The 13,942-nt window shown below is 65.9% G+C and carries 13 protein-coding genes; 5 read left to right on the top strand and 8 right to left on the bottom strand.

From position 1 onward, the window contains the following. Nucleotides 1-123 precede the first annotated feature (123 nt). The 3 genes from ATO9_RS15770 to ATO9_RS15760 form a co-directional block, all read right to left on the bottom strand. On the bottom strand, nt 124-1,662 hold the full coding sequence (locus tag ATO9_RS15770) for a tripartite tricarboxylate transporter permease (protein ID WP_043751295.1): 1,539 nt from the start codon (nt 1,660-1,662) through the stop codon (nt 124-126). A 10-nt stretch (nt 1,663-1,672) separates the two neighbouring features. Beyond that, nucleotides 1,673-2,104 (bottom strand): tripartite tricarboxylate transporter TctB family protein, encoded by a 432-nt coding sequence (locus ATO9_RS15765; protein WP_043751293.1) that lies wholly within the window; start codon nt 2,102-2,104, stop codon nt 1,673-1,675. Nucleotides 2,105-2,190: 86 nt separating this feature from the next. Next, the gene (locus ATO9_RS15760; RefSeq protein ID WP_043751291.1) at nt 2,191-3,168 is read right to left on the bottom strand and encodes a Bug family tripartite tricarboxylate transporter substrate binding protein; all 978 of its coding nucleotides are present in this window, start codon (nt 3,166-3,168) and stop codon (nt 2,191-2,193) included. A gap of 194 nt (nt 3,169-3,362) precedes the next feature. Here ATO9_RS15760 and ATO9_RS15755 point away from each other — a divergent pair, with 194 nt between their 5' ends. The 4 genes from ATO9_RS15755 to htpX all read left to right on the top strand — a co-directional run bounded on the left by ATO9_RS15755 (nt 3,363) and on the right by htpX (nt 7,485). Continuing rightward, on the top strand, nt 3,363-4,034 hold the full coding sequence (locus tag ATO9_RS15755; RefSeq protein ID WP_043751289.1) for a response regulator transcription factor: 672 nt from the start codon (nt 3,363-3,365) through the stop codon (nt 4,032-4,034). Continuing rightward, complete coding sequence (locus ATO9_RS15750; protein WP_043751283.1) at nt 4,027-5,418, top strand: sensor histidine kinase; 1,392 nt, start codon at nt 4,027-4,029, stop codon at nt 5,416-5,418. The genes ATO9_RS15755 and ATO9_RS15750 overlap by 8 nt, the downstream gene beginning before the upstream one ends. Next, nucleotides 5,415-6,455: an ABC transporter substrate-binding protein gene (locus tag ATO9_RS15745; RefSeq protein ID WP_043751282.1), complete on the top strand. Its 1,041-nt coding sequence runs from the start codon at nt 5,415-5,417 to the stop codon at nt 6,453-6,455. Before ATO9_RS15750 ends, ATO9_RS15745 begins: the two co-directional genes overlap by 4 nt. 106 nt (nt 6,456-6,561) lie before the next feature. Continuing rightward, on the top strand, nt 6,562-7,485 hold the full coding sequence (gene htpX / locus ATO9_RS15740) for a zinc metalloprotease HtpX (RefSeq protein WP_043751281.1): 924 nt from the start codon (nt 6,562-6,564) through the stop codon (nt 7,483-7,485). A gap of 53 nt (nt 7,486-7,538) precedes the next feature. Here the strand turns inward: htpX and ATO9_RS15735 are convergent, their stop codons facing one another. From ATO9_RS15735 to ATO9_RS15715, 5 genes are read right to left on the bottom strand one after another with little or no spacing between them, the layout of a single operon-like run. Continuing rightward, nucleotides 7,539-8,813, bottom strand: a complete 1,275-nt coding sequence (locus tag ATO9_RS15735) for an acyl-CoA dehydrogenase family protein (RefSeq protein ID WP_081979610.1) — start codon at nt 8,811-8,813, stop codon at nt 7,539-7,541. Continuing rightward, complete coding sequence (locus tag ATO9_RS15730; protein WP_043751280.1) at nt 8,813-9,592, bottom strand: enoyl-CoA hydratase/isomerase family protein; 780 nt, start codon at nt 9,590-9,592, stop codon at nt 8,813-8,815. The genes ATO9_RS15735 and ATO9_RS15730 overlap by 1 nt, the downstream gene beginning before the upstream one ends. Next, on the bottom strand, nt 9,589-10,710 hold the full coding sequence (locus ATO9_RS15725; protein ID WP_052418376.1) for an acyl-CoA dehydrogenase family protein: 1,122 nt from the start codon (nt 10,708-10,710) through the stop codon (nt 9,589-9,591). Before ATO9_RS15725 ends, ATO9_RS15730 begins: the two co-directional genes overlap by 4 nt. A gap of 7 nt (nt 10,711-10,717) precedes the next feature. Next, nucleotides 10,718-11,908, bottom strand: coding sequence for an acyl-CoA dehydrogenase family protein (locus ATO9_RS15720; RefSeq protein ID WP_043751279.1), 1,191 nt, complete (start codon nt 11,906-11,908; stop codon nt 10,718-10,720). Continuing rightward, on the bottom strand, nt 11,905-13,002 hold the full coding sequence (locus ATO9_RS15715) for an NAD(P)H-dependent flavin oxidoreductase (protein WP_052418375.1): 1,098 nt from the start codon (nt 13,000-13,002) through the stop codon (nt 11,905-11,907). The genes ATO9_RS15720 and ATO9_RS15715 overlap by 4 nt, the downstream gene beginning before the upstream one ends. Nucleotides 13,003-13,184: 182 nt before the next feature. Between ATO9_RS15715 and ATO9_RS23560 the strand changes: the two genes are divergently transcribed. Continuing rightward, a complete protein-coding gene (locus tag ATO9_RS23560) occupies nt 13,185-13,901 on the top strand; it encodes a TetR/AcrR family transcriptional regulator (protein ID WP_052418374.1) in 717 nt (238 codons plus the stop codon). The last annotated feature ends 41 nt before the right edge of the window (nt 13,902-13,942 follow it).

The following is a 13,942-nucleotide window of genomic DNA, read 5'->3' as shown; positions in this document are numbered from 1 at the left end:
TGCAAGCTAATTGATTTGAAAAACCTCTCCCCCGCGCAACGCTGCCCCGTCCCTTTGTGACAAGAAAAAACCCCCGGCGTCTCGGGACACCGGGGGTATTCATGTCTTTTCGAAAAGAACCGATCAGTCGCTGATCGACCCTTCCTCGTCGCGGCGGGCATGCATCTTGGCCTTGACCCGTGCACCGATGATCAGCGGCATGACGAAACCGATGATCGCCACGGCCCAGAGCCCGAGGCTCAGCGGACTGTCGATCAGCGTCCACCAGTTGCCGTTGTCGATGGTCACCGCGCGGCGCAGGTTGTTCTCCATCGCGTTGCCCAGCAGCGTGCCCAGGATGATCGGCACCAGCGGCACGTCCAGCTTGCGCAGGCCCCAGCCCATCACGCCGAAGCCGATCATCACCAGCAGATCGAAGGTCGAGCCCGAGATGCCGTAGATCCCGACAAAGCTGACCATCGCCACGATCGGCATCAGGATGCGTGGTGGCACCATCAGCACGCGCGTGAAAAGACCCACCATCGGGATGTTCATCGCCAGCAGCATGAAGTTCGCGATGAAGAGCGCCGCAATCAGGCCCCAGACCACGTCGGGATTCTGGGTGAACAGCAGCGGGCCGGGCGTGATGTTCAGCGCCAGCAGAACCGCCAGCAGAACCGCCGTGGTCCCCGACCCCGGCACACCAAGCGCCAGCATCGGCACCAGCGCACCACCTGCGGCGGCGTTGTTGCCGGTCTCGGGCGCTGCGACACCACGCGGATCGCCGGTGCCGAAGGTGCCCTCCTTGTCGACCAGACGCTTCTCCATCGAATAGGAGATGAACGAGCCGAGCGACGCCCCTGCCCCCGGCAGAACACCCGCGATGAAACCAAGAACCGAGGTCCGCAACATCGTCGGCGTACAGGCCTTCAGCATCGCCAGCGGCGGATAGAGCCGTCCGATGGAGATTTTCTTGCCCTCTGCATTCGACCCGCCATGCCGGGTCTCGAGAAAGATGAACACCTCGGACAGCGCGAAGAGGCCGACGATGGCAACCAGGAAGTCGAGCCCGTCGTAAAGATGCACCTCACCGAAGGTGAAACGCGGCACCCCGGTCTGGGTGTCGACACCGATCGTGGCCAGGCCAAGGCCAAGCGCTGCGGCAAAGGCCGATTTCGCTTGGTTGGTCGAGGACACGCCGCCCAGCGTCATGAAGGCCAGCGCGAACAGTGCGAAATATTCCGCCGGACCAAAGAGCAGCGCGATCTTGACCAGCTGCGGCGCCAGAAGGATCAGGCCCCAGGTCGCGAAGAACGCACCGACGAAGGACGCGACACCGGACAGCGACAGCGCCTCGCCGGCCATGCCCTTCTTGGCCATCGGGTGCCCGTCAAGGCAGGTCATCATGGCCGGTTCGTCACCCGGGATGTTCAGCAGGATCGAACTGATCCGTCCCCCGTACATCGCCCCGTAATAGACCGAGGTCAGCAGGATCAGCGACGGCGTCGCGCCCAGTCCCAGCGTGAAGGCCAGCGGGATCAGGATGGCCACGCCGTTCGACGGGCCAAGGCCCGGCAGCGCTCCCATGATCGTGCCCAGGAAGCAGCCGAGAAGAGCCAGCAGCAGGTTTTGCCAGGTGATGGCGATGGCAAAGCCGTCGCCGAGGTTTGCAAGGGTTTCCATTGGCACCTCCTCAGAAACCGAAGGGGCCGCGGGCCAGCGACAGGCCCAGGACCAGGTGGAAGATGACGTAGATACCGACCGAGGTGCCGATGCCGGTCAGCACTGCCTCGAGTGGGACAGAACCCAGCCGCCAGGCGAGGTAGGCCGCGGCAAAGGCGGTCGCGATGACAAAGCCCGCGACAGGCAGCATCTCGGCATAGAGGATCATCACCACGACGGCGGCGGCGATCTCGACCAGCCGACCCAGGCCAGGCCAGGTCGGTTCGGCATCGGGGCGCAGCGCGATGACCGCGCTCGACAAGCCCAGGATGGCCGCGATGATCAGGGGGAAGGCTTTGGGTCCGACGGCATCCGAGAGAAAACTCTCTTCGATGGCAAGGGCTGCGATGACGTAGCCGATGGCGATGAGGATGCCGACGACACCGAAGATACGATCGCTCATGGCAGATCTCCTCTTGGGTGGGTGTCGGGAAAATCCGGGGGCCGTTTGGTGGAACGGCCCCCGGTCAGGTGATCCGATGACGCGGATTACTTGATGATGCCGATTTCTCTGGAGATCGACTGAATCTGAGCGACCGAGTTGGCCACGAATGACTGGAATTCATCGCCCTGCAGGTCGAGCGGGGCCAGGCCGTTGGCCGCCATCACTTCTTTCCAAGCGTCGGACGCATACAGCTCGCCGATCTTCGATACCCATTCGTCATAGGCTGCGTCGGACATGCCACCCGGGGCGTAGAAGCCGCGCCAGTTGGCGCCGATCGCGTCGATGCCCTGTTCGCGGGCGGTCGGGAAATCGGCAAACTCACCGTCCAGCCGTTCCGGTGCCAGCACCGCGATGACCTTGATGTCACCGCTGTCGACAAAACCCTTCGCTTCGGAGATGTCGCCGGTGAAGCCCTGGACCGACCCGGCCAGCAGCTGGGTCACGGCCTCGCCGCCACCGTCGAAGGCGATGTATTTCACGCGGCGCACGTCCTCGACGCCATAGGCATCGGCAGCGATCAGGACCTTCAGGTGGTCCCAGCCGCCCACGGCGGACCCGCCGGCGATCGACACGGAGGTCGGGTCGGCCTTGATCTGGTCCAGCAGCTGCGGCAGCGTCTCGATCTCGCTGTCGGCGGCCACGGCGATCACGCCGTAATCCGCGCCGACCGAGGCCAGCCAACGGACCTGCTCCATCGTGTTGCCGGGATAGGCTCCCTGGGCCAGACGCGTCGCCGTGGCGGAGGAGGCCGCGACGATCAGGTTGTCGGCGTCGTTGCGCTTGTTGACCACTTCGGCAAAGGCCACGCCACCACCGCCACCGGCCAGGTTCACGACCTGCATCGTCTGGTCGATCAGGCCTTGGTCCTGCAGCGACTTCCCGACCTGGCGGCAGGTGAAGTCCCAGCCGCCACCCGGGTTGGCAGGCGCGATGCATTCGGGGTTTTCCTGCGCGCTGGCCGTGAAGGCCGACAGCGACAGGGCGACTGCGGCGATCGCGCCGCGGGTTGCGAGAAATTTCATAGGGTCCTCCTCAGGTCCTTGCGGGCGCTCTCCCAAGCGCCGAAAGCATCTCCCGGCGGGTCGTGGATCGGGCCACTTCCCCGCGGGTTGCGGATGTGTAACCGTGCAACCTGTCATGAACCTGTCACCCCGACAGGTTTGCGACACCGCCCCGGACGGGGCGGACAAGTGAAAGACGGACGGGAACGCGGCACATGCGCATCTTGATGGTCGAGGATGCAGAGGACCTGGCCGAGGGGGTGATCGCCCACCTCGCGCGGTCGGGCATTGTCTGCGACCTGGCCCCCAGTATCGAGGATGCCCGCGATTGCCGCGCGGTCCAGCAATACGAGGCGGTGATCCTCGACATCAACCTGCCCGACGGGTCCGGCCTGTCCCTGCTGCGCGAAATGCGCGGCGGCGGCGACCGGACGCCTGTCCTGATGTTGACCGCGCTGTCGTCGGTCGACGACCGTGTGATTGCGCTGGACCAGGGGGCCGACGACTACCTGGGCAAACCTTTCGATCAGCGCGAGCTCGAGGCGCGGCTGCGCGCGCTGGTGCGACGCGAAACCGACCGCAAGCAGGAGCGCATCGTGTTGGGGCCGCTGACCTATGCCCCCAAGGATCGCAGCGCGGCCCTGGATGGGCGACAACTCGACCTGACCCGGCGCGAAGCCGCGCTTCTCGACATGCTGATCCGCCATCGCGGCCAATACCTGTCGAAGACGCGGCTCTACGATTCACTCTACGGCTTCGAGGACGCCGATGTCGGCGTGAACGCGATCGAGCTCTACATCGCGCGGCTGCGCAAGAAATTCTCGGGCACCGCGGTCAGCATCGCGACGCAGCGCGGCGTCGGCTACCGGATCGACCTGGATGGCTGAACCTCGCACGCAACGCAGCCTCCTTTCACGCGTCCTGGCGACGGTGCTGGCAATCCTCGTGCTGGGCGGCGTGCTGGTGGCCGGCTCGATCTGGCTGAACGGACGCCAGGCGGCGCGGCAATCCTACGACCGGCTGCTGATGGGGGCGGCCAGCGACATCGCGGAATCGATCCGCATCCAGGAGGGCGTGCCGGTCACCGATCTGCCCGTCTCGGCCTTCGAATTGCTGGCCCAGGCGCCCGAGGACCGGGTCTACTACGCCGTGTTCGGCCCGCGCGGTCAGATCCTGACCGGCATCGACCCGGCCCTGCGGGTCACCCCACCGGCCCGAGGCGGCAGCTCCGTCCGGTTCTTCGACGAGGTGCTGGATGGCGAACCCGCGCGCTTTGTCCAGGTGACCCGGCGCTTCGTGGAACGCGATTTCTCAGGCCCCGTCGATATCGTCGTCGGCCAGACGCTGCGCGCCCGCAAGGCGATGACACGGGACCTGATGCTGGATGCGCTGCTGCCGATGGCCGTGGCAGGCATCGTGCTGATGCTGCTGGCCTCGCTGGTGATCCGGTCGGCGCTGCGCCCGCTCGAGGCGCTGGTGGACGACCTGTCGGGCCGCGATCCCTATGACCTGACTCCGATGCCGGCCGACCGCCTGCCGCGCGAATTGCAGGTCATGCTCGGCGCGATGAACCGCTTCATGGGACGGCTGGATGGCCAGGTCGAGGCGATGCGCAACCTGATCTCGGACACCGCCCACCAGCTTCGCACGCCCGTCGCCGCGATCCGGGTTCAGGCTGAAACCGCCGCGGCAGAGCCCGAAGGCGAGACGCGCAGCCGCGCACTGGATCGCCTGCTGGTGCGCAGTAGGTCTCTGGGCAACCTGCTGGATCAATTGCTCAGCCGCGCGCTGGTCGTGCACCGCACCGACAGCGTCCCCCGCGCCCCCGTCGACCTGCGCGAAATCGCGCTGGAGATCATGGAACGCGACGACCAATCGGTCCTCGCTCCTGAAGCAGAGCTTCGGCTTGTGATCGGCGAGGACCCGGTGCTGATGCGCGGTGACGCGTTTTCCCTGGGCGAAGCGGGCCGCAACCTGCTGGGCAATGCGCTGCGCCACGGGGTGCAGCCGGTCTCCATCGGGGCGGAGCGGCGTGGGAAAGACGCCGTGCTCTGGGTCCAGGACAGCGGCGCCGGGCCGGACGACACAATCGTTGACCGCCTGGGGGACCGTTTCAACCGCGACAACGCTTCGCGCGAACAGAGCACGGGGATCGGCCTGTCCATCGTGTCATCGGTTGCCGCGGCCTTTGGCGGCCGGGTCGAAATGACCCGACAGCCCGATGGCTTCCGCGCCGCGCTGGTTTTCCCGGCAGAGGAGGCAGGTCAATGATCCGACGCTGGCTGACCGCCCTGACCCTCGCCCTCATCACAGCCGCCCCGCTCACCGCGCAGGAGGCGACGGCCCGGTTCGGCACCGGCACGACAGAGGTATTGCTGCGCTCCACCACGGATATCGCGATCATCACCCCCGTCATCGACCGCTTCGTGGCGCTCAACCCCGACCTTTCGATCATGTATGAACAATGGGGTTCCAACGCGCTCTTCGATCGCAGTCGGGAGGATTGCCGGAACGGGACCGAACCGGCCGATGCGATCCTGTCCTCGGCGGTGCAGCAGATGGTCTGGCTGGTCAACGCCGCCTGCGCCGCGCCCTACCGGTCCCCCAACACGACCGCCCTGCCCCCGTCCCGCCGCTGGCGCGACGAGGTTTGGGGCGTCACGACCGAACCTGCCGTAATCGCCTACAACCGACAGCTCCTGTCGGGGGCCGAAGTGCCGCGCAACCGCTTTGCCCTGCTGGACGCGCTGCGCGAACGGCCCGCCCTGTTCCGCAACCGCATCGCCACCTACGATATCGCCGAATCCGGCCTGGGCTTCCTTTTTGCCTACAGCGACAGCCTTGAGGCCACGACCTTTGGCGCCCTTCTCGAAGGCTTCGCCCGCGTCGATGCCGTGGCCACATGCTGCTCGGCCGAAATCATCGACGGCGTGGCCCAGGGCCGCTACCTGATCGCCTATAACGTCCTCGGCTCCTACGTGGTGGCCGCCGACGAACCCGATGTCGGCATCATCTACCCCGAGGATTACACGCTGCTCCTGTCCCGTGCCTTCATGATCCCCAAGGGGGCCGCGCAGGGCCGGATCGCCGCCCGCCTGCTGGATTTCCTGCTGACCGCAGAGGCGCAGGCGCTGCTCAGGCAGACCGGGCTGGTGACCGATCTCGACCCCGCCGAAACCGGCCTCGCCGTGAGCGCCAGGCGCACCATTCCGCTGTCACCGGCGATCCTTGTGGCGCGCGATGCGAACCGCCAGCAATTGCTGTTCCGCTTCTGGTCCGACACGTTCCAGCGCGCAGAACTGCCCTGAGCCGCCGCGCGCAACGACCCGCCAGACCCCGCGCCCCCGCTTGTACTGACCGGAACCGTCGCCATATCTCAGGCATTGCCGATATGCAGACGGCCAGGAGGCACAGATGGGCTACGTAAAGACAGCGATGCTGATGGCAGCGATGACCGCGCTCTTCATGGGCGTGGGCTACCTGATCGGCGGATCGGGCGGCGCGATCATCGCGCTGGTGGTAGCCGCGGCAATGAACGTCTTCACCTGGTGGACCTCCGATCGGATGGTCCTGCGCATGCACAACGCGCAGCCGGTGATGCCCGGCGACCGTCTGGGCTTGCATGACCTGACGATGGAACTGGCCCGCAACGCCGGCCTGCCAGAGCCAAAGGTCTACCTGATCGACACGCCCCAGCCCAATGCCTTCGCCACCGGGCGCAATCCGGCCAATGCCGCCGTCGCCGTGACCGCAGGCCTTGTCCGCAGCCTCAACCGCGAGGAGCTTGCCGGAGTGATCGCCCACGAGCTTGCCCATATCCGCAACCACGACACCGCCATCATGACCGTCACCGCGACCTTCGCCGGTGCGATTTCCATGCTGGCCAATTTCGCACTTTTCTTCGGTGGGTCGCGAGAACGTCTGGGGCTGGTCGGCACGCTGCTGATGATGGTCTTGGCGCCCCTTGCGGCTGCGTTGGTCCAGATGGCCATCAGCCGAACCCGCGAATACGCCGCCGACAAGGCCGGGGCCGAGATCTGCGGACACCCTCTCTGGCTGGCCTCTGCGCTCGAAAAGATCGCCTCGGGCGCCGCCCGGATCGACAACGACGCGGCCGAGCGGAACCCGGCCACAGCGCATATGTTCATCATCAACCCGCTGCACGCCCACAAGCGCGACAATCTTTTCGCGACGCACCCGGCGACCGAAAACCGCGTCGCGACCCTGCGCGCGATGTCAGGCGGCTCAGGGTCGGCTCAACGAAAGGCCCCGACGCCTCTATCGTCCAGCAGCATTCCCAACACGCGCAAACGCTCTCGCACCGGCCCATGGAGCTGATCTACCGTCGCGTTGCCGAATTCGCCTGTCCTCTCTGGACGTAGAAGGATGGCCTAACTGGCCGACCAGCGGGAGCGGTCCGAGAAATCGGTGCAGAAATACTGCAACAAACCGTCGGGATGGCGGCTGGCCTGCGTCTTGAATTCATGCCGCGCAATCGTGCGCACATGCACCTCGTCCGGGCCGTCGTAGATCCGCAACGCCCGCATCGAGGCCAGGAAATCCGCCGCCGGGCTGTCATCGGTCATGCCCATGGCCCCGAAGATCTGAACCGCCCGATCCGCCACCTCGTAGCAGGTCCGCGCCACGGCCAGCTTGATCATCGAGATCTCGGCCTGCGCGCCCTTTCCGCCCTTGGCATCAAGGGCTTCTGCCGCGTTCATGACCAGCAGCCGCGCCTGTTCCAGCTCGATCCGGCTCAGCGCGACGAACTCCTGCACCTTGCCGTGATCCGCGATGGCCCGGCCAAATGTCTCGCGTTTTCCAGCCCGTTCGCACATCAGCGACAGCATCAGTTCAGCCCCGCCGATGGACCGCATGCAGTGATGGATCCTTGCCGTGGCCAGCCGCACCTGCGCGGCCACGAACCCCTTGCCACGTTCGCCCAGCAGGTTCTCCTTGGGCACGCGCACGTTCTCGAACACGACCTCCGCATGGGGCCGCGCCCGATGCGAAAAACCCAGCACGGGAATATCCCGCACCACATGCACCCCCGGCAAATCCACCGGCACGATCAAGGCCGAGTGCTTTGCGTAATCCGACGCCTCGGAATCCGACACGCCGATCAACACGGTAAAGCTCCACCCCGGCACGCCGCGGTTCCCGGTGAACCATTTGTGGCCATTGACGAGCCAGTGATCGCCCTTGTCCTCGATCCGGGTGGCGATGTTGCGCGCGTCCGAGGACGCGGTGTCCGGCTCTGTCATCGAGAACCCAGTGCAAATCTGCCCTTCCAGCATGGGTTTGAGCCATGTTTCCTTCTGCGCCTCCGTCCCGATGGCCACCAGCATCTCCATCGTCGGAAGGTCGGGCGCGTGGCAGTTGAACACCTCCGCCGCCCAGTCGACCCAGCCCAGCGTTTCCGCCATCGGTGCGAATTCCGCATTGCTCAGACGCGTGCCGGGCGCCCAGTCGGGCAGGTTCGGCAGGCCGAGGTTCCAAAGCCCCTCTTGCCGCGCCATGTGCTTGAGATCCGCCATGAATGCTGGACGAGCGCCGGGCGGGTTCGCGGCAACAAAGGCCTTCATCTCCTTGACGCGTGGGAAAATTTCCTCCGCCATGATGTCTTTCAGACGTTGGCCCAGATCGGTGGTCATGCGGTCGTCCATCAGGTGCCTCCGAAGGTGGGCCGGCGCTTTTCCAGGAAGGCCGCCGCGCCTTCCGCGAAATCGTCGGTCAGGAAGTTGTCGATGGCGGTGTCGCGTTCCCAGTCCAGCACCGCATCCATCCCGGCAATGTCCTGCGCGAAGAAGCGCTTCACCGTGGCCTGCGCCAGCGGCGGGCCGAAGGCGAGCTTACGGGCCAGTTTCTGCGCCGCCTCCAGCGCGCCGCCGTCGGGGGCCGGGTAATCCGCCAAACCGTGGGCCAGCGCCGCGGTCTGGTCGATCTCCTCTCCGGTCAGCAACAGCCGCTTGGCCGCCGCGCGCCCCATCCGGCGCGGCACCGACCAGAACATCCCGCCATCGGGAGAGGCGCCCACCCGGATCTGGGCGGCGCAGAACCGCGCGCCATCCGCCGCGACGACAAGGTCGCAGGCCGCGGCCAGCCCGATCCCCGCGCCAAAGGCCGGCCCCTCGACCGCAGCAATGTAGAGCTTGTCGGACCGCAACATGACACCGATCGTGCCGCCGCCCTTGGTGATCCGATCCTCCATCTGGGGCCGGGTCCGCAAGCCGCTGAGAACCTTCAGGTTGCCGCCTGCGGAAAAGGTGCCGTTCGCGCCGGTCAGCACCAGCACGCGCTGCGTGGCATCCGCCTCGAACGCCTCGACCGCGGCGGCCAGCCCTTCCCTCACGCCGGGGGCGCCCATGGAATTGCGATAATCGGGGGCGTCCACGGTCACAGTCGTGACCGCGCCCTCGACCTCTGTCCTGACGACGTCGTTCATGCGGCCTGCTCCTCCATAGCCATGAATTTCGCGCGGAAATGCTCTGCGCTGCCGAGCCAGCGGCTGAGCACATCGGCGCGCAGCAAGTGGTAGCCGACGCCCAGTTCGCGGGTCATGCCGATCGCACCGTGCAGGTGGATCGCCTCCCGCCCGACAAGGTCGCCGGTCTGCACCGCAAGGGCCATCGCTGCGGCCACATCTGCCCGTGCCCGCCGGGAATAGCCCTTGGACAGCGCATTGGCCGCACCCAGCACCTGCGAGCGCAACATCTCGATATCCGTGTGCAGATCGGCGGCGCGGAATTGCAGCGCCTGCTTGGTCGCTAGCGGCTTGCCGAATTGTTCCCGCGTGCGCAGGTAATCCAGCGTCTGAGTAAGTGCCGCCTCGCAGGAGCCGAGTATTTCCGCCGCTGCCGTGAACGCGGCCAGCGTGAACGCCTGCTCGAGCGTGGCCAGCCCGTCGTCTGGCCCCACCAGGCGGGCCGAGGCGGGAACCGTCACGCCCTCCGCACGCACCATCGCCCAGGTGGTGCCATCGGTTACCGGGTAGGACGACACGGTCAGCCCAGCCGCATCCGCCGGCACCAGGAACAGGCTGATCCCGGTACGATCCCGGGCCGAGACGATGAACATCCCCGCCGTCGTGCCCTCTGCCACGTGGCTCTTGACGCCAGTCAGACGATAGCCGTCGCCATCCGGTTCGGCCCGCATGGTCGGAACGCTCAGGTCCCAGCGAGCGCCCGGTTCCATCGCGGCCACGGCGACCGGCTGATCGCCCCCTGCCATCTGCTCGGCGAGGTCCAGCGTGTCCTCACGGCCGGCACGCGACAGGATCGCGCCCGGCAGGACGCAGCCGCCGATCAGGCCGTGATGCGTCGGGACCCAGCCCAGGCCCCGTGCCAGCGTCATCAGCAGCCGGGGACCGCCGTCGGAGCCCCCTGCCGCCTCGGGCAGCCACGCGCCCCAGAGCCCGAGAGACCCAAGTTGCGCCCGCAAGGCATCCGGGTCAGGCCGCGGCGCATGTCCGTCCGCCCGTGGGGCGCCATCGCGGGCCTCGCGCAGGGCGCGGTCGAGCATGTCCTCGACCATGATCTCGTCTTCGGTTGCCGCAAATCTCATGGCCGCCTCACAGGTTCAGAATGTGTTTCGTGATGATGGTGCGCTGCACCTCCTGGCTGCCGCCGGCAATCGCCGGGCCGCGCCACCAATAGCGCGACTCTGCCGCGTTGCGCGCCTCGCCCGGGACGATCCCGTCCAGTGCCGCGCTGTCCTCCCAGGCCGCCTGCGCGGGAAGCGCATCGGGCCCCAGAAGCTGGACAATGGCACGGTCGAGCCGCTGGTTCACCTCGATCCCGCGCAGTTTCAGCACTGATGCGAAGGGCCCGATGCCGCCATCGTCGACCAGCCGCTCCAGCGCCCGCATCGTCGCGTTTTCCAGCGCCCGCAACTCGATCTTGCGCTTGGCCAGGTCATCGCGGAATTGCGCATCCTCGATCGCCTGGCGATTGTCGATCCGCACCTCCAGCGACAGGCGTTCCAGCCGGCCCAGCTTGCGGCGCGCCTCCGTGTGGCGGGCCGAGAAGAGCCGCTCATGTTCCAGCAGGGATTTCGCGATGCCCCAGCCTGCATTTTCTTCGCCGACGCGATTAGCCACGGGGACGCGCACATTGTCGAAGAAAAACTGGTTGAAGACATGCGCGCCGTAGAAATGGTGCACCGGCCGCCGCGAGATGCCCGGCGTGTCCAGGTCGATCAGCAGGAAGGAGATCCCCCCCTGCTGACGCCCCTCACGCGAAGTGCGGACAAGGCAGAACATGTGATTGGCCAGATGCCCGCCGGACGTCCAGATCTTGGTGCCGTTGACGACGTAATCGTCCCCGTCCCGATCCGCCCGCGTCTGCAGCGAGGCCAGATCGGACCCGGCGCCCGGCTCGGAATACCCCTGGCACCATTGATGGTCGAAGTTCAGCGCCTTGGGCAGGTAATGCGCCTTCTGTTCGGGCGTACCGTGAGCCTGCAGGATCGGGCCGATCATCTTGATGTTGAAGGTCCCGACCAGAGGTGCGCCATGGGCGGCCATCTCCTCCTCGAAGATGAAAAGCTTGCGCATGTCCCAGCCGGAGCCGCCCCATTCCTCGGACCAGGATGGCGCCCCCCAGCCGCGCGCGACCAGCTTGGTTTGCCAATCGAGCGCGGCCTCGTCGCCGACGGGCAGCCCCAGATCGCTGAGCCGCCGCACCTCGGGATCAAGGTTATCCTTGCAGAACTCCGCGATCTCGGCGCGGAAGGCCGCTTCGTTTCCCGTATGCATGTTCATGCGGCGACCCCTTTCAGCTGACCGAACCGGGCCAGCGCCGCGTCGCCGTCACGCACGAGGCCATCCATGACCTCCTTGACCGGGCGCAGCGTGTCAAACCAGCCGATCCCCTGCCCCGCGCCGTAATGCTGAAGCGGGCGGATATCGTGTTCGATGATCGCGCCCAGGATATCGCCGACCAGCACGTCATGCAGTGGATGGCTCAGCGGTTGCGGAGCGTCGGGTGTCGCCCATTCCTCGGACCAGGCGGACCGTGTCTGGCGGAATGGCTTGCCGCTTTCGGCACGACTGATGACCGTGTCGGTGGTCTGTGCATTGATCAGCGCGGCCAGTTCGCCGGGCGAAAGGTGGGACTTGTATTCCTCGGTCATCAGGAAGGCAGTGCCGATCCAGACGCCCTGTGCACCAAGCGCCAGCGCGGCTGCGATATGACGACCGGTGGCAACGCCGCCCGCGGCCAGCACCGGCACATTGCCGGCCATGTCGACGATACGCGGCACCAGCGAAAAGGTCCCGACCTGGCCGGTATGGCCGCCCGCGTCATAGCCCTGCGCCACCAGCAGATCGACACCGGCCTCCAACGCGCGGGCCGCGTGCCGTTCCTGGCCCACCAATGCGACGGTGGTCTTGCCTTGGGCCTTCATGATCTCGATCACCTCGGGCGGGCAGCCGATACCGAGCGCGACCATGTTCACATCCGATGCGGCCACCGCGGCGATCTGTTCGTCCTGGATTTCCTCCGATCGGATGAACCGCGTCCGCATCCCCGGCTCGGACGGTTTTGGCACGGAATACTTGGCCTCGATCCCCTCGACAAAGCTGCGATGCGCGTCGGGCACCATCCTTTCCAACTCGTCGCGGTCGTTCTTCTCCGGCACCTTGTTCGGGATCACGAGGTCGAGCCCGAAGGGCCGGTCGCCAACCGCCGCACGAATCGCATTCACCTCGTCGGTGATTTCCCCGGCCAGGCGACGGGTGGCACCGTAGACACCGTAGCCGCCCGCATTGGTCACGGCCGAGACGACCTCGACCGCGTGGCTGAAGCCGAAAATCGGCACGTCGATTCCAAAGCGCTCGCAAAGCTCTGTTTTCACTGGATCCTCCTCCATGTCACCGGATGCGCGGCTCTGGGTCCCGTGCTCGGAACCCTCGCCAAGTCGCTGCGCCGCGGCTATCCTCCCAGACCGTCGGTCAAGACTTCCCTCGACCGATCTAATCGACGTACATTATTTTCGCGAAACCGAAAAGAATCAACCACCGATCTGAGAGGCCGCCCGTGGACGCACAAACAGAACTGAGTGACACCAAGATGGGACTGCTTCTGGCGGCTGAGCGATTGTTCGCCACCCAGGGCATTGCCGCCACGACGATTCGCCAGATCAACACCGAGGCCGGACAGAAGAACAGTTCGGCCATCCATTACCATTTCGGATCCCGCGACGCGATTCTCGACGCGATCATCGCCATCCGGGTCGCCCCCGCGAACGCCCATCGAGAGCAACTTCTGGCCGAGGCGCGCGCTGCCGCGAACGGTGGACCACTATCGACAGAAACGATCATACACCTGCTGATGAAGCCGGGCATTGATCGGTTCATAGACACGCAAGGCCCTCATTATTCACAAAGATTCCTGATCCAACTCCGCATGAACATCGAAGCCTGGCGCCGTTATGAGCGTGAGCGACAAGCCTGGACGCTGATCGAATTGCAGCAGGAATTGCACCGCGCCCGCCCGATGCTGCCGCCCCAGGTCGTGCGCAGCCGCTTCCGCAGCGCGGTCAATTTCTCGATGTTCGAGATGGCCGAAATCGAAGGCGCCGAGGATCGGCTCGGCGAACGCTACAGCCGTGACGAAGCGATTTTCCGGATCGAAGAACTGAAATCCGTCCTGATCACCATGCTGGACGCCCCCATCCCCGCCCGCACGGCCGATGCGCTTGCGAAAATCTCGGATGCGCCGAGAAATTCTCCGCCGAGATCCCTGATGGAATAATTGACATCAATTAATTCCTGTGCTGATCTGCCGCTGGGACC

The sequence above is a fragment of the Pseudooceanicola atlanticus genome (assembly GCF_000768315.1).
Lineage (GTDB): Bacteria > Pseudomonadota > Alphaproteobacteria > Rhodobacterales > Rhodobacteraceae > Pseudooceanicola > Pseudooceanicola atlanticus.
Note: the sequence above shows the minus strand (reverse complement) of the source record. Positions and strands in the feature narration are given on the sequence as shown.